Below are 23,401 nucleotides of genomic sequence, written 5' to 3'. Positions count from 1 at the left end.
GCATCGGACAGGAAAGGACATCCCCATGAGCCAACCCCGACTGAGCGATACCGGTCGTTATCTGCGACGCCTGGGCTTCGACGCGGCACCCCCACCCACCCTTGAAACGCTACGCCAGCTCCAAGGGCGCCACACCGCCGAGTTTCCTTTTGAAACGCTTTCGACGCTGCTGCGCCAGCCGGTACCCCTTGATCTTGAGTCGGTCGAGCGGAAGGTTTTCGAACAGGGACGCGGCGGTTATTGCTACGAACTCAATCAACTGTTCTTCGTGCTGTTGCAGACGCTCGGCTTCAACGCACGGGCCGTCACCGGACGGGTTGTCATGAACGCACCTGAAGGTGCCTGGACCGCACGGACCCATCGCTTGAGCCTGGTGACGATCGATGATGTTCGCTATATCACCGACGTCGGCTTCGGCGGCATGGTGCCGACTGCGCCGCTGCTGTTGGACAGCCGTGAGATTCAGATGACCCCGCACGAGCCGTACCGCATTGAGGTCAACGAAGACGGCTACCTGTTGCGTGCAAAAGTTGCCGATGAATGGCGTCCGATGTACCTGTTCGACCTGCAACGCCAAGAGGAAATCGATTTCACCGTCGGCAATTGGTACGTCTGCTCCCACCCGGAATCACCGTTCATGGGGCGCCTGATGGTTGCTCGCACCGGCGATGGGTTGCGCAAGACCCTGAACGGCAATAGCTATGCCTTGCACCGAATCGGGCAAGAAAGTGAGCGTCGCACCATCTATGACGCCGATGAATTGATTGAGGTGCTGGAGAAGGAGTTCAGCTTGCGAGTGCCGCCATTGGCGTCGCTGCGCCCGGCAATCGAGCAGCTATTGGTGTGACGTTTTGATCGTTATGGTTTGGAAATTGCAGCCCTGTTGATGCCGCCACTGACAACAAGTTGTATACAACTCTATGGACATTTGTCCTGACTTTTGAATACAGTGTGCGCATAACAAAAAACAGGGAACCCCCGAACCATGAAAACGCCCCATGTTTCACTCCCACGGCCCGAGGACGAAAACCTCGGCGTCGGCGCGAATATGGCTTACGGCCTGCAACATGTGTTGACCATGTACGGCGGCATCGTCGCGGTGCCCTTGATCATCGGCCAGGCGGCCGGATTGTCGCCGGCTGACATCGGCCTGCTGATCGCCGCTTCATTGTTCGCGGGGGGACTGGCAACCCTGCTGCAAACCCTCGGGCTGCCGTTTTTTGGCTGCCAATTACCACTGGTCCAAGGTGTTTCGTTCTCAGGCGTCGCGACCATGGTCGCGATTGTCGGCACCGGTGGCGAAGGGGGATTCCAGGCGATCCTGGGCGCGGTCATCGCCGCATCCCTGATTGGCCTGCTGATCACTCCGGTGTTTTCGCGAATCACCCGGTTCTTCCCGCCGCTGGTCACCGGCATCGTCATCACTACCATCGGCCTGACGCTGATGCCAGTGGCGGCGCGCTGGGCGATGGGCGGCAACAGCCACGCCCCTGACTTCGGCAGCATGGCCAACATCGGCTTGGCTGCTTTGACGCTGATACTGGTGTTGCTGTTGAGCAAAATGGGCAGCGCAACCATTTCCCGGTTGTCGATCCTGCTGGCGATGGTCATCGGTACGGTTATCGCGGTGTTCCTCGGCATGGCGGATTTTTCATCGGTCAGCGAAGGCCCGATGTTCGGTTTCCCAACACCGTTCCACTTTGGCATGCCGACCTTTCACATCGCCGCGATCCTGTCGATGTGCATTGTCATCATGGTGACGCTGGTGGAGACCTCAGCCGACATCCTGGCGGTGGGCGAGATCATCGACACCAAGGTCGATTCCCGACGGCTGGGCAACGGCTTGCGGGCCGACATGCTGTCGAGCATGATCGCGCCGATCTTCGGTTCCTTCACCCAGAGCGCCTTCGCTCAGAACGTCGGCCTGGTGGCGGTGACTGGCATCAAGAGTCGTTTCGTGGTGGCCACTGGCGGGGTTTTCCTGGTGGTGCTCGGGCTGTTGCCGTTCATGGGCCGGGTGATCGCCGCCGTGCCGACGTCCGTGCTCGGCGGTGCCGGTATCGTGCTGTTCGGTACCGTTGCGGCCAGTGGTATCCGGACCCTGTCGAAGGTCGATTACCGCAACAACGTCAACCTGATCATCGTCGCCACGTCCATTGGCTTCGGTATGATCCCCATCGCCGCGCCTAACTTCTACGACCATTTCCCAAGCTGGTTCGCGACGATTTTCCATTCAGGTATCAGCTCTTCGGCCATCATGGCGATCGTCTTGAACCTGGCCTTCAACCACCTCACCGCCGGTAATTCCGATCAACAATCGGTGTTCGCCGCCGGCACCGAGCGGGTCTTGCGTTATCAGGATCTGGCCGCGTTGCGCGAAGGCGACTATTTCAGCGACGGCAAACTGCACGATTGCGACGGCAATGAAATACCGGTGGTGGCGGTGCCTGACCATCTGGCGCCAGAGCATGGCCCGGCGCGACTGAAAAGCAGCGAGCATGTCTGAACCCTGAGTATTCGCGCCAAAAAAAGCAGCCTGCGGTTCTTGACCGCAGGCTGCTTTTTTATTGCCTCATGGCTGATTACCAGCGACCGTAGTGACCGCGTGGCGGGCCGTAGTAATAGCCCCGTGGTGGCCCGTAATAAACCGGCGCCGGGCGGTAGTAGATCGGTTGTTCCACATACACCGGCTGCGGTTGGTAGTAGACCGGAGGGGGTTGCTGTACGTAGACCGGTTGCGGTTGCACATAAACGGGTTGCTCGACGTACACCGGCCGGTCACGGTTGATGAGCGCGGAGCCAACGATGGCAGAGCCGACGATGGCGCCGAACACTGCGGGCCCCTCCCAACCACCGCGACCATGGGCGGATGCCTGGCCGGTGACCGCGAGTGCCCCCACGAGCAGGGCGATGATGGGGAGTTTGCGTTTCATGGCGATTCCTCGTTCCGGCCCCGGCGCCTGTGGTCTGCAACAGACCCGAGTAGGGGCGCGGGGATACTTCCTATGACAGCGATTTTCCCAGGATTTGCGACGCCGTTGGGTAAATATTGTGTAAGGTCTGTCGCTGTTTTTTTTACACAAATGGGCGAGTCGCTGCGCTACGCCCGGTGTCTGATCATCGAATAAACCGGTCAGGACGGCGATTGCGTTTGTCCGAAAAGTGCTCGAAGGAGACCCGTATGCAAATGAACCCCAACAAAGACACCCAGTTGTGCATGTCCCTGTCGGGGCGCCCAGGCAATTTCGGCCTGCGTTTCCACAATCATCTGTATGAACAATTAGGGCTGAATTTCTACTACAAGGCGTTCAGCAGCCAGGACCTGCCCGGGGCCGTGGGTGGTATCCGCGCGTTGGGGATTCGTGGATGCGGCGTGTCGATGCCGTTCAAGGAGGCTTGCATAGCCTTGGTCGATGAGCTGGATCCTTCCGCTGCGGCGATCCAATCGATCAACACCATCGTCAATACCAACGGTCATTTGAAGGCCTACAACACCGATTACATTGCGATCGCGCAACTGCTGCAAAGCCATGCCGTGCCCAAGGAGTCCACGTTCGCCCTGCGCGGCAGTGGTGGCATGGCCAAGGCGGTCGCCAGTGCCTTGCGCGATGGTGGCTATAAAAACGGGCTGATCGTGGCTCGCAACGAAACCACCGGACGAGCCCTCGCCGACTCATTGGGATACGACTGGCAAGCCGAACTGGGTGATCGTCGGCCACAGATGCTGATCAACGTGACGCCAATCGGCATGACCGGCGGCGCGGAGGCGGATCACCTGGCGTTCGAACCTTCTGCTATCACTGCCGCAGAGACCGTGTTCGATGTCGTGGCGATCCCCTCGGAAACGCCGCTGATCATGCGCGCGCGGGAGGAGGGCAAGCGGGTCATCACAGGGCTGGAGGTCATTGCGATCCAAGCCCTGGAGCAGTTTGTCCTGTACACCGGCGTGCGGCCCAACCTGGAACAGTTCGAAAAAGCCGTGGCTTTTGCCCGGGCCGCGTAGCGCTGTTACTCCAACCGCGCCAACCGTTCTTCCAGCGACGTGATTCGCGCTTCGAGCTCTTCGATGCGCTCCAGCGACACGCCGCTGGCAGCGTTGCGCTCGGCTGGCTGGTGGCGGGCGGCGAGGATGGCCTCGATGTCCGCCGGGTCGCCCATGGCATGCACATAACGGTCTTCACGCTGGCCCGCCTGGCGCGGAACCAGTAGCGCCAGTCCGCGGGCGATCAGGCGCTCAAGTTGATGGACCACCTGCTCGGTATCTTCGAAGTCGTGCATGCGGCCGCTGCGGGTCAGCAGTTCATTGACCGTTTGCGGGCCGCGCAGGAACAGCAACCCCATCAGGATCACTTGGGCTGGCACCAATTCCAGCGCCTTGTCGACCCGGTGCTCCCAGCGGTCGGCCCGGCTGCCCATGACCAATCGGGTAAAGCCGCGGCCTTCCAAGGCCCGCAGGCTTTGGCCGACCTGGCCTGGATTGAGATTGGTCACCGGCTCCCGGCTGGTTTTCTGGTTGCAGGCCAGCACCAGCGCATTGAGGGTGAGGGGATAGGTCTCGGGGTTGGTGGCCTGTTTTTCGATCAGTGCGCCGAGAATGCGGATTTCCGTGCTGTTGAGCCGTGGTTCGTCGGCCGGGCTTTGTTCTTCGATGCTCATCGCGCGTTCCCTATGCTGTGGAAGCCGCCTAGCCTAATCCTTGCGCAATAAAAGACAAGGTGCGTAACAAGCCATGGCTATAATCGCCCACGTTCGATGTATTCCCTTCTATCACTCCCGTGAGATTGCCATGACTATTTCTCTGTATGCCGCTTCCGTCCCGGTTTTCAAGCAGATGCTCAACGCCCTGAGCGATGTCCTGAACAAGGCCGAAGCCCACGCCACCTCGAAGAACATCGATCCGAACGCTTTCCTGCAGGCCCGCCTGTTCCCGGACATGTTCCCGCTGGTGCGGCAGGTGCAGATCGCCGTGGACTTCGCCAAGGGGGTTTCCGCGCGCCTGGCCGAGGTTGAAGTGCCGAAATATGAAGACAGCGAGACCACCTTCGCCGAGCTGCAAGCGTTGATCACCAAGGTGCTGGCCTTTATCGAAGGGATCAAGCCAGAGCAGATCGATGGCAAGGAAGGCATCGAGATCGTGACGCGTCCTGGCACGCCAAAGGAAAAGCGCTTTACTGGCCAGAATTATTTGCTGACCTACGGCCTGCCGCAGTTTTTCTTCCACGTGACCACGGCGTACGCGTTGTTGCGTCATAACGGTGTGGAAGTGGGCAAGCGCGATTACATGGGCGCTTTCTAAAGCCACAGCCATGAAAAAGCCCGGAACGGTGCAAGCCGTTCCGGGCCTTTCTTTTTTGCGCTGTTGTACGGTTTACGCAGTACGCTGCGCCCGCTCTTCCTCGCCCAGGCAAGCCGCCGCCGTAAACAAGACATCGGTAGACGAGTTCAGGGCTGTTTCAGCCGAATCCTGCAACACACCGATGATGAAGCCCACCGCAACCACCTGCATGGCGATTTCACTCGGAATACCAAACAGGCTGCACGCCAGCGGGATCAGCAGCAGCGAACCACCGGCAACGCCGGAAGCACCGCAGGCGCAGATCGCTGCGACGACGCTCAGCAATACGGCGGTGGGGACATCCACCACGATGCCCAGGGTATGCACGGCCGCCAGTGTCAGGACCGTGATGGTGATGGCCGCGCCAGCCATGTTGATGGTTGCGCCCAACGGGATGGAAACCGAGTAAGTATCCTCATGCAGGCCAAGACGTTTGCTCAGTTCCAGGTTCACCGGGATGTTCGCCGCCGAACTGCGGGTGAAGAACGCGGTGATGCCGCTCTCGCGCAGGCAGGTGAACACCAGCGGGTACGGGTTGCGACGCAGCTTCCAGAACACGATGAGCGGATTGACCACCAGCGCCACGAACAGCATGCAACCGATCAGCACCGTCAACAGATGCAAGTAGCCGAGCAGGGCGTTGAAACCGGAGGCAGCGAGGGTCGATGCCACCAGTCCGAAGATCCCCAGCGGCGCGAAGCTGATGACCAGCCGTACGATCACCGTCACGCCGTTGGACAGGTCTTCCAGCACGGTGCGCGTGGTTTGGCCTGCGTGGCGGATGGCGATGCCCATGCCGATGGCCCAGGCCAGGATGCCGATGAAATTGCCGGTCATCAACGCACGGACCGGGTTATCGACCACGTTGAGCGCCAGGCTTTGCAACACTTCGCTGATGCCGCCGGGCGCCGTGACGGCGACGTCCTGGGTGGCCAGCACCAGGCTGGAGGGAAACAGCGTGCTGGCGATGACTGCGACCACTGCCGCGGCAAAGGTACCCAGCAGATACAGGAACAGGATGGGCCGGATGTGGGTTTCCTGGCCGTGCTTGTGGTTGGCGATCGAGGCCATGACGAGTACGAACACCAGGATCGGTGCTACGGCCTTGAGTGCCGATACAAATACCTTGCCGATGAACTCGGTGGATTTCGCCAGATCTGGCGCCAGCCATGCCAGGACAATACCGGCGATCAGGCCGATGATGATTCGTGTGACCAGGCCAGTCTGTTTCAGGCGTTGCAAAAGGGAAGGGGACACAGCAGTCATAACGGCATCTCTGATTTTTTTATGTGCAACGGTCAGCCAATCAGGGCAACAAGCGGGCAGGCCACATGAGCTGGACCGAAAAGAAGATAGAGCGATTTTGCAGGCCGCGGACTTTATCACAGCCCGACGAAAAATCTGACGGACCTGTGACGATCCGTCACCGCATGTTTAAGCGCGTTTTGCCAGAAGGGACATTCTGTTAGGCTTTGCCTTCCTCATCTTTCAATATCTCCAGCGGGCCTTTGGCTAACGCTGGTGTCGTCGTTTTGTTGGAGTCTTGCATGCTGTTGCCCATTTTTCTGTTGTCTGCCGCCGGATTTACGGTGCTGACCACGGAATTCATCATCGTCGGTCTGCTCCCCGCCATTGCTCGCGATCTTCAGGTGAGCATTCCCCAGGCCGGGCTGCTGGTGACCTTGTTTGCGTTTACGGTGGCGGCGTTCGGGCCTTTCCTGACCGCTTGGTTCGCCCGTGTAGAACGGCGCAAATTGTTTATCAGCGTGCTGGTGATGTTCGGCTTGGCCAACACATTGGCGGCGCTGGCCCCGAATATCTGGGTGATGGCCGTTGCCCGGTTGATCCCGGCGCTGGGCCTGCCGGTGTTCTGGGCGTTGGCCAGTGAAACGGCGGTGGATATTGTCGGGCCGCAGTTCGCCGGGCGTGCCATCGCCAGGATCGGTTTCGGCATCGTCTGCGCCACCGTGTTCGGCATCCCGGTGGGCACGCTGATCTCTGATGCGTTTGGCTGGCGCAGTGCCTTTGCGATCCTGGCGGTCATCGCGTTTGCCAAGGCGTTGCTGCTGTTCATTTACCTGCCGAAGACCAACCTGCATCTAAAGCAAGTGAGCTTGCGCTCGCAATTCAAAATCTTGCGCAGCCCGTTGATGCAAGGGCATGTGCTGCTGTCGATTCTGGTCTTCAGCGGCATGTTTACCGCCTATACCTACCTGGCGGATATTCTTGAACGCCTGGCCGGCTTCGACGGCACGCTCGTGGGCTGGTGCCTGATGGGCTTTGGCGCCGTGGGCTTGCTGGGCAATTCCCTGGGCGGTCGCGCGGTGGACCGGCACCCGCTGATCGCATCGATGGTGTTCTGCCTGTTCATGATCGGCGGCATGGTGGCGCTGGTGCCAAGCATCCATTCGACCTTGGGTCTGGCGGCTGCGATGGGCATTTGGGGCGTGACCCAAGCAGCCTTGTTTCTGGTCAGCCATGTACGGCTGATGAAGGCGGCACCCGAGGCGCCGGCGTTTGCGGCGTCGCTGAACATCGCCGGCGCCAACCTGGGCATCGGCCTGGGCGCGATGGTGGGCGGGCGGGTCATCGATACCCTCGGCTTGGGCAATGTCGGTTTCGCGGCGGCCGGATTCATCCTGGTGTCGATCTTGCTGGCGTTGCTGTTGATGACATTCAAGCCTCGTGCGGCCTGCGCTTAGGCGCTGAACAACTCGCGGCGTGCGCCATCTGCGATCGCGACGATGCCTGGATGGCTGACCTTGCGTTCCACGGAAATGGCGTAGAACGACTCGCTCACGGCATCGGTCTGGCCGATGACCTGCACGCCGTATTGCTGCTTGACCTCTTCAGCGATCACGCTGGGGCCGATGAAAATCCCGCTACCGGATTGACCAAACGCCTGCATCAGCGCGCTGTCGTCGAATTCACCGACGATCCGCGGCTGGATCTGCTGCTCGGCGAACCAGCGTTGCAGGCGGCTGCGGACCACAGTTTCCGGCCCCGGGATCAGCAGCGGCGCGTCATGCAGGCCGTGGGGGAAATCCCGCCCATGCCGAGCGGCCAGCGCGGCGGTGGCGAAAAAGCTGATTCCGCATTCTCCCAGCTTCTGGCTGAAGCCCTTGATATCCAGGTGGCTCGGCATCGGGCTGTCGGAAATCACCAGGTCCAGGCGTTGAATCGCCAGGTCGGCCAACAGCCGTTCGAGCTTGTCCTCGCGACAGGTAATGCGCAGCGGTTCAGTCAATTCCATGGTCGGCGCCAGCAGCCGATAAACAATCGATTTGGGCACAACATCCGCCACCCCGACCCGAAACAGCGTTTGTTGCTCGTTGGGCTGGGCCCGCAGCATCAGTTCCAATTCGCCGCCCAGCTGAAACATGTGCTCGGCGTACGGCAATGTCTGGCGGCCGGCCTCGGTCAGTTCCAGTTGGCGTCCGACACGACGGAACAGCTTGATGTTATAGGTCTGTTCGAACAGTGAAATCTGCCCGCTGATGGTCTGCGGGGTCAGGTTCAGTTGCTCACAGGCCCGCACAATGCTCCCGGTTTTCGCCACCACCCAGAAATAATGCAACTGTCGATAATTGAGCATGACATTCGCTGATTCGTAAAAACCGAAGTATAGCCGCTAAAAATACGAATTTTCCTGAAGTATTTCCGTCTCTAGAATTCCGGGCCATCGGTGAGCCATCTTTTGTGCTCGGTCTATTCTCTGAGAGGCACTGTCCATGATGCATAGAAACCTGGGGCTCGCAGCCTTGCTGTCGTTGTCGTCGATGGCCCTGGTGGGCTGTGAACAAGCGGAAAAAAGCGCTCAGCAACTTGCCCAGCAAGTGAAAGAGCAAGCGGTCGAAACGGCCAAACAGGCCATCGACGATACGCACAAGGCGGCCGAACAAGCCCTCAGCGAGGCTACGGGTGGGCTGATCAGTCCCAAGAAGGCGCCTGAAAAAAACGCTGAAGAATCCGAATCTGCCACCAAGACCCTCTAACCCCGTCACATCGAGTCAGGACTGACCCATGGATTATCTGTTACAACTCGCCGCCAGCCCCACCGCCTGGATTGCCCTCGCAACCCTGGTCGTCATGGAAATCGTGCTCGGCATCGATAACCTGATCTTCATTTCGATTCTGACCAACAAGCTGCCCGAACAACACCGTGTCAAGGCACGACGGGTCGGCATCGGCATGGCCCTGATCCTGCGCCTGGGCCTGTTGAGTACTATCGCCTTCATCGTGCAGTTGACGGAGCCGGTCATCGAAATACTCGGCCAGGCGTTTTCGTGGAAGGACATGATCCTGATCGCCGGCGGTCTGTTCCTGCTATGGAAAGCCACCACCGAGATTCATCACAGCATGGACCCGGCGCCCAACGACCCCAAATCGGCCTCGTCTGGCGTGACCTTGGGTTTCGCCGCCGCGATCGGTCAGATCCTGATGCTGGACCTGGTGTTTTCCATCGACAGCATCATCACCGCAGTAGGCATGACCGAGCACCTGCCGATCATGATTATCGCCGTGGTGGTTTCGGTCCTGGTGATGCTGCTGGCGGCCGAGCCGTTGGCGAAGTTCATCAATGACAACCCGACGGTGGTCATGTTGGCCCTGGGCTTCCTGATCATGATCGGCATGACGCTGATCGCCGAAGGTTTCGGTGCCCATGTGCCCAAGGGTTATATCTATGCGGCGATGGCCTTCTCGGCAGCGATCGAGGTGTTGAACATGTTGTCCCGGCGTGCCAGGGAAAAGGCGATGGTCGAGAACAACTGATTCCAACGCGGACAAAAAAGCCGCCCCGGTCCAACGCCGGGGCGGCTTTTTTCATGAGTGGCCGATAAATATCAATGTGCCGTGGCGTGGCGCCTGGCGGGTTTCGAGGTTTGCTGCGCTTGCTGCGCAGGGCTGTGGTGGTGGCGCCGGGCGATCCGCAATACGCCCCACAACATGGCCGTGGCTACGCTCAGCCAGCCGAATATCAGCATCAGAATAGTCGTCGTCAGGCTCATCTGTGCCTCCTTCTGCCCAAGGTCGGGCAATGCACTCATTACAATGGACAGTCTAGTCGCTGGAGTGTTACGGGCAGTCGATCCGAAGAATCGACCAACGGATCGGTTCGTTCTATCGCGATGGCGAAACTGTCGTTAATCGCTATACCCAGGCCTGCGGGCGCCTTATGATCGTCCGCCCAAGCCCGGCCCGGATGCCGGGTCTGCCTTAACGAGAGAGTCGTCATGTCGCTGGTCATTTCATCTTTTCGATCACTGGTATTGGCGGTGTCCTGCCTCGTCGCCCTGGTGGGGTGCGCGGGAAGCGTGTCGCCGCAGATCAAGCGCCTGCCTGAACGGGTGGAACTCAACAGCGTGCCGTTCTATCGGGGCGAAATGTACCTCGGCGCCCCGCAGTCGCTGGCGGCGCTGCTGACGTTGCAGGGCACCGTCATCACCCCGGGACTGTTGGAAAAACCCTTGCACTTGCCGGGTGGCGAGCCTCGGTTGCAGCAGAGCCTGCAAACCCTGGCACGTGAGTATGGGCTGATGGTCTATCCGCTCGAAAGCGAGCTTGGCGCGTTGCTTGAACAGGTGGCGGCGGGTTATCCCGTGCTGTTGCGCTACACCGAGGGTTCGGCGTTCTGGTCCGGCCCGCGATATGCAATTCTCGCTGGGTATAACCGACAGAAACGCACGGTACTGCTGCGCTCCGGGATGAATCGACGGGCATTGATGAGTTTTGGTGCGTTCGAATCAGCCTTCAAAGATGCTGGTGGTTGGGCGGTGCTGGTCCAGCAACCTACGCAGCTTCCGGCCAATGTCGACTCGCAGCGCTGGTTGAAGGCCGCCGGTGAATTGGCCGGGGCAGGGCAGGAACAGGCGGCAGCTCGCGCCACCAAGGCGTTGGGGAATGCACACTGAAGTGACATTCCCGTTCGTCACCTGCCGGGCACAACCTTGCCTGCCTCGGGTTCTTATCGTCAGGGCCTGGAGTCTCCGGGCCATGATTCGAGGAGGCAGCAATGGCACAGTCGAAAACACCTTCGGGGCCGCATTCTTCCGAGCATTCATCTGGCGATGACGATCTGGGGTTCGATCCGGATTCACCGGATCTCGACGATCCTCAAGTCGACCCGATAGGTCCCGCGAAGGCGCCCCGGGATGAGAAGGATCAGGATCCGCCTTCTTCCAGGCCTTATGATCCATTGGGTGATCTGAAGCCCTGAATGTGAATAGCCCCGACGAGTCGGGGCTATTCAATGTGGGCGTATCCACCTTACTTGGACGCTTCCACCACGCCGCTCTGGCGACTCTTGAGGTTCTTGGCGGCTTTGTATTGCAAGGCGACTGCCGGAACGCTGGCGCTTTTTCCGGTCTCAACCCAACTGCGAATACGGCTGGCATCGGCAAAATGAGTGTATTTGCCGAATGCATCGAGAATGACCAGGGCCATCGGCCGATTACCCATTTTGGTCAACAGGACAAGGCAATGACCGGCCTCGTTGGTGAAGCCGGTCTTGGTCAGTTGGATGTCCCAGTTGGCCTTGTGCACCAGATGGTCAGTGTTGCGGAAACCGAGGCTGTAGACCGGTTTACGGAACGTCACGGTCTTTTCCTTGGTAGTGCTCAGTTCACTCAACAGCGGGTATTTGCGAGCGGCCATCAAGAGTTTCGTCAGGTCGCGGGCGGTGGACACGTTGTGGATAGACAGGCCGGTCGGCTCGACGTAATGGGTGCTGGTCATGCCCAGCGCCTTGGCCTTGGCATTCATCGCCGCGATAAACGCCGCGTAGCCGCCAGGGTAGTGATGGGCGAGGCTGGCCGCAGCGCGGTTTTCCGAGGACATCAATGCGATCAGCAACGTATCCCGGCGTGACAGTTCGCTGTTGAGCTTGACCCGGGAGAACACGCCTTTCATTTCCGGCGTGTTGGTGATGGTCATGGAGATGTATTCGTCGAGGTCCTGCTTGGCGTCCAGCACGATCAGGCCGGTCATCAACTTGGTCACCGAAGCGATCGGCACCACGACGTCCGGATTGCTCGAATAGACCACTTTATCTGTCTGCAAATCCAACAGGATGGCACTGCCGGAGGCGACCTGAAGTTTCGATGTGTCCCGTGGCGCCGCGATGGTTTCCTGCGCATTGACGTTTTGCGTGATGAAGTTGCCTGTGAAAACGAAAAACAGGCTGAGGATCGAAAGACGGATTTTCACGCGAGTAGACTCGATAGAGTTAAAGAGGCCGTTGAGCAGCGGCTTGTTAAAAAAAACGCCGCATTTTATGAGTATGGGCGAGGACAGCGCTATATGCCCATGCCACCGGGGCTGAAGAATAAATAAAGTTTAATGGATGGGGATTCTGGCGAATCGGATCTGAAAAATTTGTAATCCGAGCGCCACGAGGCTGATCAAAGCTCCGGACCCGGAAAAAGCTGTGGGAGCGAGCTTGCTCGCGATAGGGTCGTGTCCAGTCAACGGGTATGTTGGCTGGTGCGCCGCTATCGCGAGCAAGCTCGCTCCCACAGGTTTGGGTGGGGCTTTTGTCAGCTATGCAGCGTCTCGGCCGCGTACAGCGTGTTCTCCAGCAAGCAGGCGCGGGTCATCGGGCCGACGCCGCCGGGTACCGGGGTGATCCAGCCGGCGCGGGGCAGGGCAGTCTCGTAGACCACGTCACCCACCAGCTTGCCGTCATCCTGGCGATTGATGCCCACGTCGATGACGATGGCGCCTTCCTTGATCCACTCACCTTTGACCAGGCCTGGCTTGCCTGCCGCCACGACCACTAGGTCGGCACGGCCGACGTGGCCCGCCAGGTCCTTGGTGAAACGGTGGGTCACGGTGACGGTGCAACCGGCCAGCAGTAACTCCATCGCCATTGGACGGCCAACGATATTGGACGCGCCTACGACGACGGCATCGAGCCCGTAAAGATCCACACCGGTGCTTTCCAGCAAGGTCATGATGCCCTTGGGAGTGCAGGGGCGCAGCAGGGGGATGCGTTGGGCGAGGCGGCCGACGTTATAAGGGTGGAAGCCATCGACGTCTTTGTCCGGGCGGATACGCTCCAGCAGCTTGGAGGCGTCGAGGTGTTCGGGCAACGGAAGCTGGAGCAGAACGCCATCGATGTTCGGATCGTCATTGAGACGGTCGATCAGGTCGGCCAGCGCTTGCTGAGTGGTTTCGGAAGGCAGGTCGTAGGCCTGGGAAAGGAAGCCGACCTCTTCACAGTCTTTACGCTTGTGCGAGACATAAACCTGAGAGGCAGGATCGCTGCCGACCAGGATCACCGCCAGGCCGGGCGTGCGCAGACCTTGCTCGCGGCGCTCGGTGACTCGTTGGGCGATCTGCTGGCGCAGGCTGGCGGCGATCGATTTGCCGTCGATAAGTTGTGCAGTCATTGCGCGTGGTTAACCATCGAGAGGGGAAAAAAAGAGAACGCATTCTCGCATGCCGAGGCGTGAGGGCAAAGGCGCTTGGTCTGCAAATTCCCCTAAGCCCTTTAATTAAATGAATTTTTTTCAGAAAAGAGTTGACGACCTATCAGGCCGTCTATAACATTCGTCGCACTTGTCGGGCACAGCCTAGCACTGGTTAAGAAGGTGGAGCGGAGTTGGTTGTTTCAACTCGGTAAAACTGAAAGCACTTAGTTTGTAATCGTCCAAGAATACAGATTAATAAGGCGCCCGTAGCTCAGCTGGATAGAGCATCCGCCTTCTAAGCGGATGGTCGCAGGTTCGAGTCCTGCCGGGTGCGCCATTAGGCAGCTTTGGCACAAGTAACGCAACAAGGCAATATGGTGGGCGTAGCTCAGTTGGTAGAGCACGGGATTGTGACTCCCGTTGTCGTGGGTTCGATCCCCATCGTCCACCCCATATTCTAGAAAGGCGCCAGATTTAACGGTCTGGCGCCTTTGCTTTAAACAGCTTGAAACGCGGATGTGGTGGAATTGGTAGACACACTGGATTTAGGTTCCAGCGCCGCAAGGTGTGAGAGTTCGAGTCTCTCCGTCCGCACCATACAAGTGGCTATTTGATTAGCAGAGAACGGCGCAGAACCTGAAAAGGGCTGCGCCGTTTTTGTTTTCAAGGATTGTGTGTTCGCGCCGGCTAAGGTTTCACGCGGGCGCGACGTGTCGATTCGTCGTAAAAGTGTTTCGCGATGATGCTCGACGCGTTCGCCGGCCTTCCTCTGGAGGCTGCATGCCAGGCAGTTGGAAATGTCGCTTCTATATATAGAAGCGCTTTGCAGAGCCTTGGCGGTGAACGACTGTATTTGCAAACCGGGCGGGGCATGACCGATTGTCCCGCTCCTTAATTCGGCGCCTGTTTCCTGCGCGTTTTCAGTAGGGTGACTTCTTGAGTTTGACCTACTAGAATGCATGCCCTTGATTCTGGGGTCGGAAACGCCCGGCCAACGTCTGTGCAACGAGGAATATCCATGCAAGTTTCTGTTGAAAATACTTCTGCTCTTGAGCGCCGCATGAGCATCACCGTGCCAGCTGAGCGTATCGAGACTCAGGTCAACAAGCGTCTGCAGCAGACTGCCCAAAAGGCCAAAATTCCAGGTTTCCGCCCAGGCAAAGTGCCAATGAGCGTGATTCGTCAGCGTTATGAAGCTGATGCGCGCCAGGAAGCCGTGGGCGACGTGATCCAGTCTTCGTTCTACGAAGCCGTTGTCGAGCAGAAGCTGAACCCGGCTGGCGCTCCTTCCGTCGAGCCTAAAGTGCTGGAAAAAGGCAAGGACCTCGAGTTCGTTGCCACGTTCGAAGTGTTCCCTGAGTTCACTGTCGCCGGTTTCGAGTCCATCGCCGTCGAGCGCCTGAGCGCTGACGTGTCGGACGCCGACCTGGACAAGATGCTGGACATCCTGCGCAAGCAGAACACCCGTTTCGAAGTGACTGATCGTGCCGCTCAAACCGAAGATCAACTGAACATCGACTTCGTCGGCAAGGTCGACGGTGAAGTGTTCGCTGGCGGTTCCGCCAAGGGCACTCAACTGGTGCTGGGCTCCGGCCGCATGATCCCAGGCTTCGAAGATGGCCTGGTCGGCGCCAAGGCTGGCGAAGAGCGCGTCCTGAACGTGACCTTCCCAGAGGACTACCAGAACCTGGACCTGGCTGGCAAAGCCGCTGAGTTCACCGTAACCGTCAACAGCGTTTCCGAGCCGAAGCTGCCTGAGCTGAACGAAGAATTCTTCGCCCAGTTCGGTATCAAGGAAACCGGTTTGGAAGGTTTCCGCGCCGAAGTTCGCAAGAACATGGAGCGTGAGCTGCGCCAGGCCATCAAGTCCAAGGTGAAGAACCAGGTCATGGACGGTCTGCTGGCCTCCAACCCGATCGAAGTGCCAAAGGCCCTGCTGGACAACGAAGTGAACCGTCTGCGCGTGCAGGCCGTCCAGCAGTTCGGCGGCAACATCAAGCCGGACCAATTGCCTGCCGAGCTGTTCGAAGAGCAAGCCAAGCGCCGCGTCGTGCTGGGTCTGATCGTTGCTGAAGTGGTCAAGCAGTTCGAGCTCAAGCCTGACGAAGCCCGCGTCCGCGAACTGATCCAGGAAATGGCCTCGGCCTACCAGGAGCCTGAGCAAGTCGTGTCCTGGTACTACAAGAACGACCAGCAACTGAACGAAGTCCGTTCGGTTGTGCTGGAAGAACAAGTTGTGGATACTGTTCTGCAGAAAGCTAGCGTGACCGACAAAGCGGTCTCTTACGAAGAAGCGGTCAAGCCGGTGGAAGCTCCACAAGCCGATTGATGGTTTCGCGGTAAGAAACACACCCATAAGCCAGCCTTCGTGCTGGCTTATGCGTATTCAAGACATAACTATTTGGGAGTGACTGCGAGACATGTCCCGCAATTCTTTTTATCAGCAGAGCTCTGACATCCAGGCCGCAGGCGGTCTGGTCCCGATGGTTATCGAGCAGTCCGCCCGTGGCGAACGTGCCTATGACATCTACTCGCGTCTTCTCAAGGAGCGAGTGATCTTTCTGGTGGGCCCGGTAGAGGACTACATGGCCAACCTGATCTGTGCACAGCTGCTGTTCCTTGAAGCGGAAAACCCGGACAAGGATATCCATCTCTATATCAACTCGCCGGGCGGTTCGGTGACTGCCGGCATGTCGATCTACGACACCATGCAGTTCATCAAGCCGAACGTCTCGACCACCTGTATCGGCCAGGCGTGCAGCATGGGTGCGTTCTTGCTGACCGCCGGTGCTCAGGGCAAGCGTTACTGCCTGCCGAACTCGCGTGTGATGATTCACCAGCCACTGGGCGGTTTCCAGGGCCAGGCATCGGATATCGAGATCCATGCCAAGGAAATCCTCTTCATTCGCGAGCGCCTCAACACCTTGATGGCCAAGCACAGCGGGCGCACCCTTGAAGAAATCGAGCGCGATACGAACCGCGACAACTTCATGAGCGCCGAAGCCGCACGTGAGTATGGCCTGATCGACGAAGTGATCAGCCAGCGCCCCGCTTAAAATAAGCCGCTCAAAATGAAGGTGGTCGGCACGTCCGATCACCTGCGGGCTTGAAAAAGCCCGCAATTGCCTTCATCTTGTGTTGCAAGCCTATCGGATTTGGATCGATCGAATGACTGACACCCGCAACGGCGAGGACAACGGCAAACTGCTTTATTGCTCCTTCTGTGGCAAAAGCCAGCATGAAGTACGCAAATTGATTGCCGGCCCCTCGGTCTTCATTTGCGACGAGTGCGTCGACCTGTGCAATGACATCATCCGTGAGGAGGTGCAGGAAGCCCAGGCCGAAAGCAGCGCGCATAAGTTGCCTTCGCCCAAAGAAATCAGCGGCATCCTTGACCAGTACGTAATCGGTCAGGAACGCGCGAAAAAGGTACTGGCCGTAGCGGTCTACAACCACTACAAGCGCCTGAACCAGCGTGACAAGAAGAATGACGAGGTCGAACTCGGCAAGAGCAACATCCTGCTGATTGGCCCGACAGGCTCGGGTAAGACCCTGCTTGCCGAAACCCTGGCCCGCTTGCTGAACGTTCCGTTCACCATCGCCGACGCAACCACCCTCACCGAGGCGGGTTACGTGGGCGAGGACGTCGAGAACATCATTCAGAAGCTGCTGCAGAAGTGCGATTACGATGTGGAAAAAGCCCAGATGGGTATTGTCTACATCGATGAAATCGACAAGATTTCCCGCAAGTCCGACAACCCGTCGATCACCCGGGACGTTTCCGGTGAAGGCGTGCAGCAGGCCTTGCTGAAGTTGATCGAAGGCACGGTTGCCTCCGTTCCGCCCCAAGGCGGTCGCAAGCATCCGCAGCAGGAATTCCTGCAGGTCGACACCCGTAACATCCTGTTCATCTGTGGTGGTGCGTTCTCTGGCCTCGAAAAGGTCATCCAGAATCGTTCCACTCGCGGCGGCATCGGCTTCAACGCCGAAGTGCGCAGCAAGGAAGAAGGCAAGAAGGTCGGTGAATCCCTGCGTGAAGTCGAGCCTGACGATTTGGTCAAGTTCGGTCTGATCCCTGAATTCGTAGGTCGTCTGCCGGTCCTGGCGACGCTGGACGAGTTGGATGAAGCGGCGTTGATGCAGATTCTGACCGAGCCGAAAAACGCCCTGACCAAGCAATATGCCAAGCTGTTCGAAATGGAAGGTGTAGACCTGGAATTCCGTTCCGACGCGCTGAAATCAGTCGCTAAGCGTGCCCTGGAGCGTAAAACCGGTGCCCGTGGGTTGCGCTCGATTCTCGAAGGCGTATTGCTGGACACGATGTACGAGATACCGTCGCAGTCCGACGTCAGTAAAGTCGTCATCGACGAAAGCGTCATAGAAGGCAAGTCCAAGCCACTGTATATCTACGAAAACAGTGAGCCGGCTGCCAAGGCTGCACCGGACGCTTGAATGTCCCGCAGTTGAAATAAAAGAAGGGGCCTTCGGGCCCCTTTGCTATTAGCGCGTTTTAGACGTGTCTTAGCGCTTGTTTTTTTTGAAGGCTGCCCCCATCTTGGTTTCAAGCTTACTTCCATCTGTTTACGGCCTTACGGCCGCCGTAGAGGCGAAATCATGAAGACAACCATCGAATTGCCTCTCCTGCCATTGCGCGATGTCGTGGTGTATCCGCACATGGTTATCCCGCTGTTCGTGGGGCGCGAGAAGTCCATCGAAGCCCTTGAGGCCGCGATGACGGGTGATAAGCAGATTCTTCTGATCGCTCAGAGAAATCCTGCCGACGACGATCCCGGCGAAGACGCACTTTATCGCGTAGGTACGATTGCAACGGTCCTGCAACTGCTCAAGCTGCCCGACGGTACCGTCAAGGTCCTGGTTGAAGGCGAGCAGCGTGGGGCAGTCGAGCGTTTCAGCGAAGTGGACGGGTACTGCCGTGCCGAGGTCTCGCTGATCGACGAAGTCGAAGCGCCGGAACGTGAATCCGAGGTGTTTGTCCGCAGCCTGCTGTCGCAGTTCGAACAGTACGTGCAGTTGGGCAAGAAGGTGCCTGCCGAGGTGCTGTCGTCGCTCAACAGCATCGACGAGCCCGGACGCCTGGTCGATACGATGGCGGCCCACATGGCCCTCAAGATCGAGCAGAAGCAGGAAATTCTTGAAATCATCGATTTGTCGGCCCGTGTAGAACACGTGCTGGCCTTGCTCGATGGCGAGATCGACTTGCTGCAGGTCGAAAAGCGCATTCGCGGTCGCGTCAAGAAACAGATGGAGCGCAGCCAGCGCGAGTACTACCTGAACGAGCAGATGAAGGCCATTCAGAAAGAGCTCGGTGATGGCGATGAAGGTCATAACGAAATCGAGGAGCTGAAGAAGCGCATCGATGCCGCCGGCCTGCCAAAGGACGCGCTTGCCAAGGCCCAGGCTGAACTCAACAAGCTGAAGCAGATGTCGCCGATGTCGGCGGAAGCCACCGTGGTGCGTTCCTACATCGACTGGCTGGTCCAGGTGCCGTGGAAAGCCCAGAGCAAGGTTCGCCTGGACCTGGCGCGTGCCGAAGACATCCTGGATGCGGACCACTACGGTCTGGAAGAGGTCAAGGAGCGCATTCTTGAATACCTCGCCGTGCAAAAGCGCGTGAAGAAAATTCGCGGCCCGGTGCTGTGCCTGGTCGGGCCTCCGGGGGTCGGTAAAACCTCCCTGGCGGAATCGATTGCCCACGCCACCAACCGCAAGTTCGTTCGCATGGCGCTCGGTGGCGTGCGCGACGAGGCGGAAATTCGCGGCCATCGTCGGACGTACATCGGTTCCATGCCGGGAAGATTGATTCAAAAGATGACAAAGGTTGGCGTGCGCAACCCTCTGTTCCTTTTGGATGAAATCGACAAGATGGGCAGCGATATGCGCGGTGATCCGGCATCTGCGTTGCTTGAAGTGCTCGATCCGGAGCAGAACCATAACTTCAACGATCATTATCTGGAAGTCGATTACGACTTGTCGGACGTGATGTTCCTTTGCACCTCCAACTCGATGAATATTCCGCCAGCCTTGCTGGACCGGATGGAGGTGATTCGTCTGCCGGGCTACACCGAAGACGAGAAGATCAACATCGCCGTCAAATACCTTTCGCCGAAGCAGATCCAGGCTAATGGCTTGAAAAAGGGCGAGCTGGAATTCGATGAGGAAGCGATCCGCGACATCATCCGTTACTACACTCGCGAGGCCGGTGTGCGTGGCCTGGAGCGTCAGATCGCCAAGGTCTGCCGCAAGGCGGTGAAGGAACATGCTTTGGAAAAACGCTTTGCGGTCAAGGTGACTTCGGACTCGCTGGAGCATTTCCTGGGCGTACGTAAATTCCGCTATGGCCTTGCCGAGCAGCAGGACCAGATCGGTCAGGTGACCGGTTTGGCGTGGACACAAGTCGGTGGCGAGTTGCTGACCATCGAAGCTGCTGTCGTGCCGGGCAAAGGCCAGTTGATCAAGACCGGTTCCCTGGGGGATGTCATGGTCGAATCGATCACCGCGGCACTGACGGTTGTTCGCAGCCGTGCCCGTAGCCTGGGCATTCCGCTGGACTTCCATGAAAAGCGCGACACTCACATCCACATGCCTGAAGGTGCGACGCCCAAGGACGGTCCTAGTGCTGGCGTAGGCATGTGCACGGCATTGGTATCGGCGCTGACCGGCATTCCGGTGCGGGCCGATGTTGCCATGACCGGGGAAATCACCCTGCGCGGCCAGGTGCTGGCGATTGGCGGCCTGAAGGAAAAACTGCTGGCGGCTCACCGTGGCGGCATCAAGATCGTGATCATTCCCGAAGAGAATGTTCGTGATTTGAAGGAAATTCCTGACAACATCAAGCAAGATCTTCAGATCAAACCGGTTAAATGGATTGACGAGGTCCTGCAAATTGCGCTGCAATACGCGCCGGAGCCCTTGCCGGATGTGGCTCCGGAGATTGTCGCGAAGGAAGAAAAGCGAGAGTCTGACTCTAAGGAAAGAATTAGCACGCATTAATACGCATTTGCCTGGGGGGCTTCCTTGACAGTTTTTTAGAGCCCTTGTTATAAAGCGGCTCTTAAGTGTCTGCAGGCCATTCAGCACTCGTTTTTGCTTTCACCAAAAAAACTTAGAATCATCTCAAAATAGATATAAGGGGACTTAGAGTGAACAAGTCGGAACTGATTGATGCTATCGCTGCATCCGCTGATATCCCGAAAGCTGCTGCTGGCCGTGCGCTGGACGCTGTAATCGAATCCGTCACTGGCGCTCTCAAGGCTGGCGACTCTGTTGTTCTGGTTGGTTTCGGTACTTTCTCCGTTACCGATCGTCCAGCTCGTGTTGGTCGCAACCCGCAGACCGGCAAGACGCTGCAGATCGCTGCTGCCAAAAAGCCAGGCTTCAAAGCTGGTAAAGCGCTGAAAGAAGCCGTTAACTAAGGTTTCATTGAGTTTATCCGGGTCGGGGTCATGCCTGGCTTGGCAGCGGAGCGGTAATGCGTCCGGTAACATCCGGGCTGTCACGCCAGGGCTCGCGGGTTCGAGCCCGGTCCGCTCCGCCAGTTACGAGAAGGCGCATCCTCGGATGCGCCTTTCTTCTATCCGGATTCTACCCACGCTCCACGGTTGCCTAATTTGAAGTTCAACCGTTTCTGGGGGACGCATGCTGCAGAATATCAGGGACAATTCACAAGGCTGGATTGCCAAGACCATCATCGGAGTCATCGTCGCATTGATGGCGTTGACCGGTTTCGATGCCATTTTCAAAGCCACCACCAACAGTAACGAAGCGGCCAAGGTCAACGGCGAAAACATCAGCCAGAACGAGCTGAGCCAGGCGGTCGATATGCAACGCCGTCAGCTCATGCAACAGTTGGGCAAGGATTTTGATGCTTCGTTGCTGGACGAAAAAATGCTGCGCGACTCGGCGCTCAAGGGCCTGATCGATCGCAAATTGCTGTTGCAAGGTGCCCATGACGCGAAATTCGCGTTCTCCGACGACGCGTTGGACCGAGTGATCGTGCAAACGCCTGAGTTCCAGGTTGATGGCAAGTTCAGCCCCGAGCGTTTCGATCAAGTGATTCGCCAGTTGGGTTATGGTCGCTTGCAGTTCCGCCAGATGTTGGCTCAGGAAATGCTGATCGGGCAATTGCGCGCCGGCTTGGCTGGCAGCGGCTTCGTCACCGATGCGCAGGTGCTGGCGTTCGCCCGCCTGGAAAAGCAGACCCGTGATTTCGCCACCCTGACCGTCAAGGCAGATCCGTCGGCGGTGAAGCTGACCGATGACGAGGTCAAGGCTTACTACGACCAGCATGCCAAGGAATTCATGACGCCTGACCAGGTCGTCATCGATTACCTTGAATTGAAGAAAGCGTCTTTCTTCGACCAGGTCAGCGTCAAGGACGAAGACTTGCAGGCGGCCTATCAGAAAGAGATCGCCAACCTGTCTGAACAACGGCGGGCTGCGCATATCCTGATCGAAGTGAACGACAAGGTCACCGAAGCCCAGGCCAAGGCGAAGATCGAGGAAGTCCAGGCTCGCCTGGCCAAAGGCGAATCGTTTGAAGCCTTGGCGAAGGAATACTCCCAGGATCCGGGTTCGGCAAACAATGGCGGTGACCTGGGTTATGCCGGGCCAGGCGTCTACGATCCCGAGTTCGAAAAAGCGCTGTACGCCTTGAACAAGGATCAGGTTTCGGCACCGGTGCGAACCGATTTCGGCCTGCACTTGATCAAGCTGCTGGGCGTTGAAGCTCCTGAGGTTCCGACCTTCGCGAGCCTGAAGGACAAGCTCACTCGCGAGCTGAAGGCCCAGCAGGTGGAGCAACGCTTCGTCGAAGCGACCAAGCAATTGGAAGATGCATCGTTCGAAGCTTCGGACCTCGCCCAACCGGCCCAGGACCTGAAGCTGACCGTGCACACGTCGGCGCCGTTCGGTCGTGAAGGCGGGGAAGGGATTGCAGCCAACCGCGCCGTCGTCACCGCCGCGTTCAGCCCGGAAGTCCTGGATGAGGGCGCCAACAGCACCGCCATCGAACTGGACCCTGAAACGGTCGTGGTGCTGCGTGCCAAGGAGCACCGCAAGCCTGAGCAAATGCCGTTGGAAAGCGTGGCCGGGCCTATCCGCGCCCAGTTGGCCAAGGAGCATGCCAGCGCGGCCGCCAAGACCCGCGCCGAGGAGCTGATCGCCAGCCTGCGCGATGGCAAGACTGCATTGGACAAGGCCGTCAATGGTCAGGGCTGGAAAGCCGTCGAAGCGGCTACCCGTGGTCAGGAGGGTGTCGATCCTGCCGTGTTGCAGGCGTTGTTCCGCATGCCCAAGCCTGAGTCGAAGGACAAGCCGACGTTTGCCAGCGTGACATTGGCTGACGGCAGCGTGACGGTCTTGCGCTTGAACGGTGTGAACGAAGCGGCGGCACCGACCGAGGCAGAAAAAGCCGAATATCGCCGCTACCTGGCGTCCCGTGTCGGCCAGCAGGACTTCGCGGCTTATCGCAAGCAGTTGGAAAGCCAGGCAGACATCAAGCGTTTCTGATGATCTGAAGGTTTTGCTTGCCAGGACCCCAGCCGAAAGGTTGGGGTCTTTTTGTTTCTGTGTATTGCTATGGATGAGGATGTTTCGTCGATTCGTCGAGTTTTGTCTTTTTCCTGTCGAGAACCCC

General features: G+C 58.4%; 22 protein-coding genes and 3 tRNA genes. 18 read left to right on the top strand and 7 right to left on the bottom strand.

All coding sequences use genetic code 11. The features are described 5' to 3' along the window. The first annotated feature begins 25 nt into the window (after positions 1 to 25). Positions 26 to 847 carry an arylamine N-acetyltransferase family protein gene (locus tag FHK92_RS03630; protein ID WP_181286864.1) on the top strand — a complete coding sequence of 274 codons (822 nt, stop codon included), beginning with the start codon at positions 26 to 28 and terminating at the stop codon, positions 845 to 847. Positions 848 to 985: 138 nt separating this feature from the next. Further along, positions 986 to 2,506, top strand: a complete 1,521-nt coding sequence (locus FHK92_RS03625; RefSeq protein WP_181286863.1) for a nucleobase:cation symporter-2 family protein — start codon at positions 986 to 988, stop codon at positions 2,504 to 2,506. Positions 2,507 to 2,582: 76 nt separating this feature from the next. Here FHK92_RS03625 and FHK92_RS03620 read toward each other — a convergent pair whose 3' ends face one another. Further along, entirely contained in the window at positions 2,583 to 2,933 is a 351-nt protein-coding gene (locus FHK92_RS03620; protein ID WP_181286862.1) for a hypothetical protein, read from the bottom strand. A gap of 248 nt (positions 2,934 to 3,181) precedes the next feature. On the opposite strand from FHK92_RS03620, the gene FHK92_RS03615 reads away from it, so the two are divergent. After that, positions 3,182 to 4,003 (top strand): shikimate 5-dehydrogenase, encoded by an 822-nt coding sequence (locus FHK92_RS03615; RefSeq protein ID WP_181286861.1) that lies wholly within the window; start codon positions 3,182 to 3,184, stop codon positions 4,001 to 4,003. Between the two features lie 5 nt (positions 4,004 to 4,008). Here the strand turns inward: FHK92_RS03615 and FHK92_RS03610 are convergent, their stop codons facing one another. Then, positions 4,009 to 4,656: a YceH family protein gene (locus FHK92_RS03610; protein ID WP_181286860.1), complete on the bottom strand. Its 648-nt coding sequence runs from the start codon at positions 4,654 to 4,656 to the stop codon at positions 4,009 to 4,011. Between the two features lie 130 nt (positions 4,657 to 4,786). On the opposite strand from FHK92_RS03610, the gene FHK92_RS03605 reads away from it, so the two are divergent. After that, on the top strand, positions 4,787 to 5,296 hold the full coding sequence (locus FHK92_RS03605; protein WP_181286859.1) for a DUF1993 domain-containing protein: 510 nt from the start codon (positions 4,787 to 4,789) through the stop codon (positions 5,294 to 5,296). Between the two features lie 72 nt (positions 5,297 to 5,368). Here FHK92_RS03605 and sstT read toward each other — a convergent pair whose 3' ends face one another. Further along, positions 5,369 to 6,601 (bottom strand): serine/threonine transporter SstT, encoded by a 1,233-nt coding sequence (gene sstT, locus FHK92_RS03600; protein ID WP_181286858.1) that lies wholly within the window; start codon positions 6,599 to 6,601, stop codon positions 5,369 to 5,371. 281 nt (positions 6,602 to 6,882) lie between these two features. On the opposite strand from sstT, the gene FHK92_RS03595 reads away from it, so the two are divergent. Then, positions 6,883 to 8,037 (top strand): MFS transporter, encoded by a 1,155-nt coding sequence (locus FHK92_RS03595; RefSeq protein ID WP_181286857.1) that lies wholly within the window; start codon positions 6,883 to 6,885, stop codon positions 8,035 to 8,037. On the opposite strand, the gene nhaR is transcribed toward FHK92_RS03595, so the two are convergent. Then, positions 8,034 to 8,930 carry a transcriptional activator NhaR gene (gene nhaR / locus FHK92_RS03590; RefSeq protein WP_181286856.1) on the bottom strand — a complete coding sequence of 299 codons (897 nt, stop codon included), beginning with the start codon at positions 8,928 to 8,930 and terminating at the stop codon, positions 8,034 to 8,036. The genes FHK92_RS03595 and nhaR overlap by 4 nt on opposite strands. A gap of 136 nt (positions 8,931 to 9,066) precedes the next feature. Here nhaR and FHK92_RS03585 point away from each other — a divergent pair, with 136 nt between their 5' ends. Together FHK92_RS03585 and FHK92_RS03580 are read left to right on the top strand one after the other, a co-directional pair. Further along, the gene (locus FHK92_RS03585) at positions 9,067 to 9,330 is read left to right on the top strand and encodes a hypothetical protein (protein WP_181286855.1); all 264 of its coding nucleotides are present in this window, start codon (positions 9,067 to 9,069) and stop codon (positions 9,328 to 9,330) included. Positions 9,331 to 9,358: 28 nt separating this feature from the next. Beyond that, positions 9,359 to 10,108 carry a TerC family protein gene (locus tag FHK92_RS03580; RefSeq protein ID WP_030140015.1) on the top strand — a complete coding sequence of 250 codons (750 nt, stop codon included), beginning with the start codon at positions 9,359 to 9,361 and terminating at the stop codon, positions 10,106 to 10,108. 71 nt (positions 10,109 to 10,179) lie between these two features. Here the strand turns inward: FHK92_RS03580 and FHK92_RS03575 are convergent, their stop codons facing one another. Beyond that, positions 10,180 to 10,344: a hypothetical protein gene (locus tag FHK92_RS03575; RefSeq protein ID WP_181286854.1), complete on the bottom strand. Its 165-nt coding sequence runs from the start codon at positions 10,342 to 10,344 to the stop codon at positions 10,180 to 10,182. A 225-nt stretch (positions 10,345 to 10,569) separates the two neighbouring features. Between FHK92_RS03575 and FHK92_RS03570 the strand changes: the two genes are divergently transcribed. Both FHK92_RS03570 and FHK92_RS03565 read left to right on the top strand, forming a co-directional pair. Then, on the top strand, positions 10,570 to 11,247 hold the full coding sequence (locus tag FHK92_RS03570) for a peptidase C39 family protein (protein ID WP_181286853.1): 678 nt from the start codon (positions 10,570 to 10,572) through the stop codon (positions 11,245 to 11,247). Between the two features lie 101 nt (positions 11,248 to 11,348). Beyond that, positions 11,349 to 11,552 carry a DUF6021 family protein gene (locus FHK92_RS03565; protein WP_039589130.1) on the top strand — a complete coding sequence of 68 codons (204 nt, stop codon included), beginning with the start codon at positions 11,349 to 11,351 and terminating at the stop codon, positions 11,550 to 11,552. Positions 11,553 to 11,602: 50 nt separating this feature from the next. On the opposite strand, the gene pbpG is transcribed toward FHK92_RS03565, so the two are convergent. Next, positions 11,603 to 12,541 carry a D-alanyl-D-alanine endopeptidase gene (pbpG, locus tag FHK92_RS03560; RefSeq protein WP_181286852.1) on the bottom strand — a complete coding sequence of 313 codons (939 nt, stop codon included), beginning with the start codon at positions 12,539 to 12,541 and terminating at the stop codon, positions 11,603 to 11,605. 329 nt (positions 12,542 to 12,870) lie between these two features. Next, the gene (gene folD, locus FHK92_RS03555) at positions 12,871 to 13,725 is read right to left on the bottom strand and encodes a bifunctional methylenetetrahydrofolate dehydrogenase/methenyltetrahydrofolate cyclohydrolase FolD (RefSeq protein ID WP_030140019.1); all 855 of its coding nucleotides are present in this window, start codon (positions 13,723 to 13,725) and stop codon (positions 12,871 to 12,873) included. Between the two features lie 281 nt (positions 13,726 to 14,006). Between folD and FHK92_RS03550 the strand changes: the two genes are divergently transcribed. From FHK92_RS03550 to FHK92_RS03510, 9 genes are all read left to right on the top strand, one after another. Continuing rightward, positions 14,007 to 14,083: transfer RNA gene (locus FHK92_RS03550), tRNA-Arg, on the top strand. A 40-nt stretch (positions 14,084 to 14,123) separates the two neighbouring features. After that, positions 14,124 to 14,199, top strand: a tRNA-His gene (locus tag FHK92_RS03545). Positions 14,200 to 14,258: 59 nt separating this feature from the next. Continuing rightward, positions 14,259 to 14,343, top strand: a tRNA-Leu gene (locus tag FHK92_RS03540). Between the two features lie 421 nt (positions 14,344 to 14,764). Next, entirely contained in the window at positions 14,765 to 16,075 is a 1,311-nt protein-coding gene (tig, locus tag FHK92_RS03535; RefSeq protein ID WP_181286851.1) for a trigger factor, read from the top strand. Between the two features lie 91 nt (positions 16,076 to 16,166). Continuing rightward, complete coding sequence (gene clpP / locus FHK92_RS03530) at positions 16,167 to 16,802, top strand: ATP-dependent Clp endopeptidase proteolytic subunit ClpP (protein WP_030140021.1); 636 nt, start codon at positions 16,167 to 16,169, stop codon at positions 16,800 to 16,802. Positions 16,803 to 16,914: 112 nt separating this feature from the next. Next, the gene (clpX, locus tag FHK92_RS03525; protein ID WP_030140022.1) at positions 16,915 to 18,198 is read left to right on the top strand and encodes an ATP-dependent Clp protease ATP-binding subunit ClpX; all 1,284 of its coding nucleotides are present in this window, start codon (positions 16,915 to 16,917) and stop codon (positions 18,196 to 18,198) included. Between the two features lie 162 nt (positions 18,199 to 18,360). Beyond that, positions 18,361 to 20,757 (top strand): endopeptidase La, encoded by a 2,397-nt coding sequence (gene lon / locus FHK92_RS03520; protein WP_181286850.1) that lies wholly within the window; start codon positions 18,361 to 18,363, stop codon positions 20,755 to 20,757. Between the two features lie 149 nt (positions 20,758 to 20,906). Continuing rightward, positions 20,907 to 21,179 carry an HU family DNA-binding protein gene (locus FHK92_RS03515; protein WP_008077714.1) on the top strand — a complete coding sequence of 91 codons (273 nt, stop codon included), beginning with the start codon at positions 20,907 to 20,909 and terminating at the stop codon, positions 21,177 to 21,179. A gap of 223 nt (positions 21,180 to 21,402) precedes the next feature. Further along, positions 21,403 to 23,274, top strand: a complete 1,872-nt coding sequence (locus FHK92_RS03510) for a SurA N-terminal domain-containing protein (protein WP_181286849.1) — start codon at positions 21,403 to 21,405, stop codon at positions 23,272 to 23,274. Positions 23,275 to 23,401: the final 127 nt, after the last annotated feature.

This window comes from Pseudomonas brassicacearum subsp. neoaurantiaca (assembly GCF_013608025.1).
In the GTDB taxonomy this organism is placed as follows: Bacteria; Pseudomonadota; Gammaproteobacteria; order Pseudomonadales; family Pseudomonadaceae; genus Aquipseudomonas.
The sequence above is the reverse complement of the archived record's forward strand: the minus strand, read 5'-3'. Positions and strand labels throughout refer to the sequence as shown.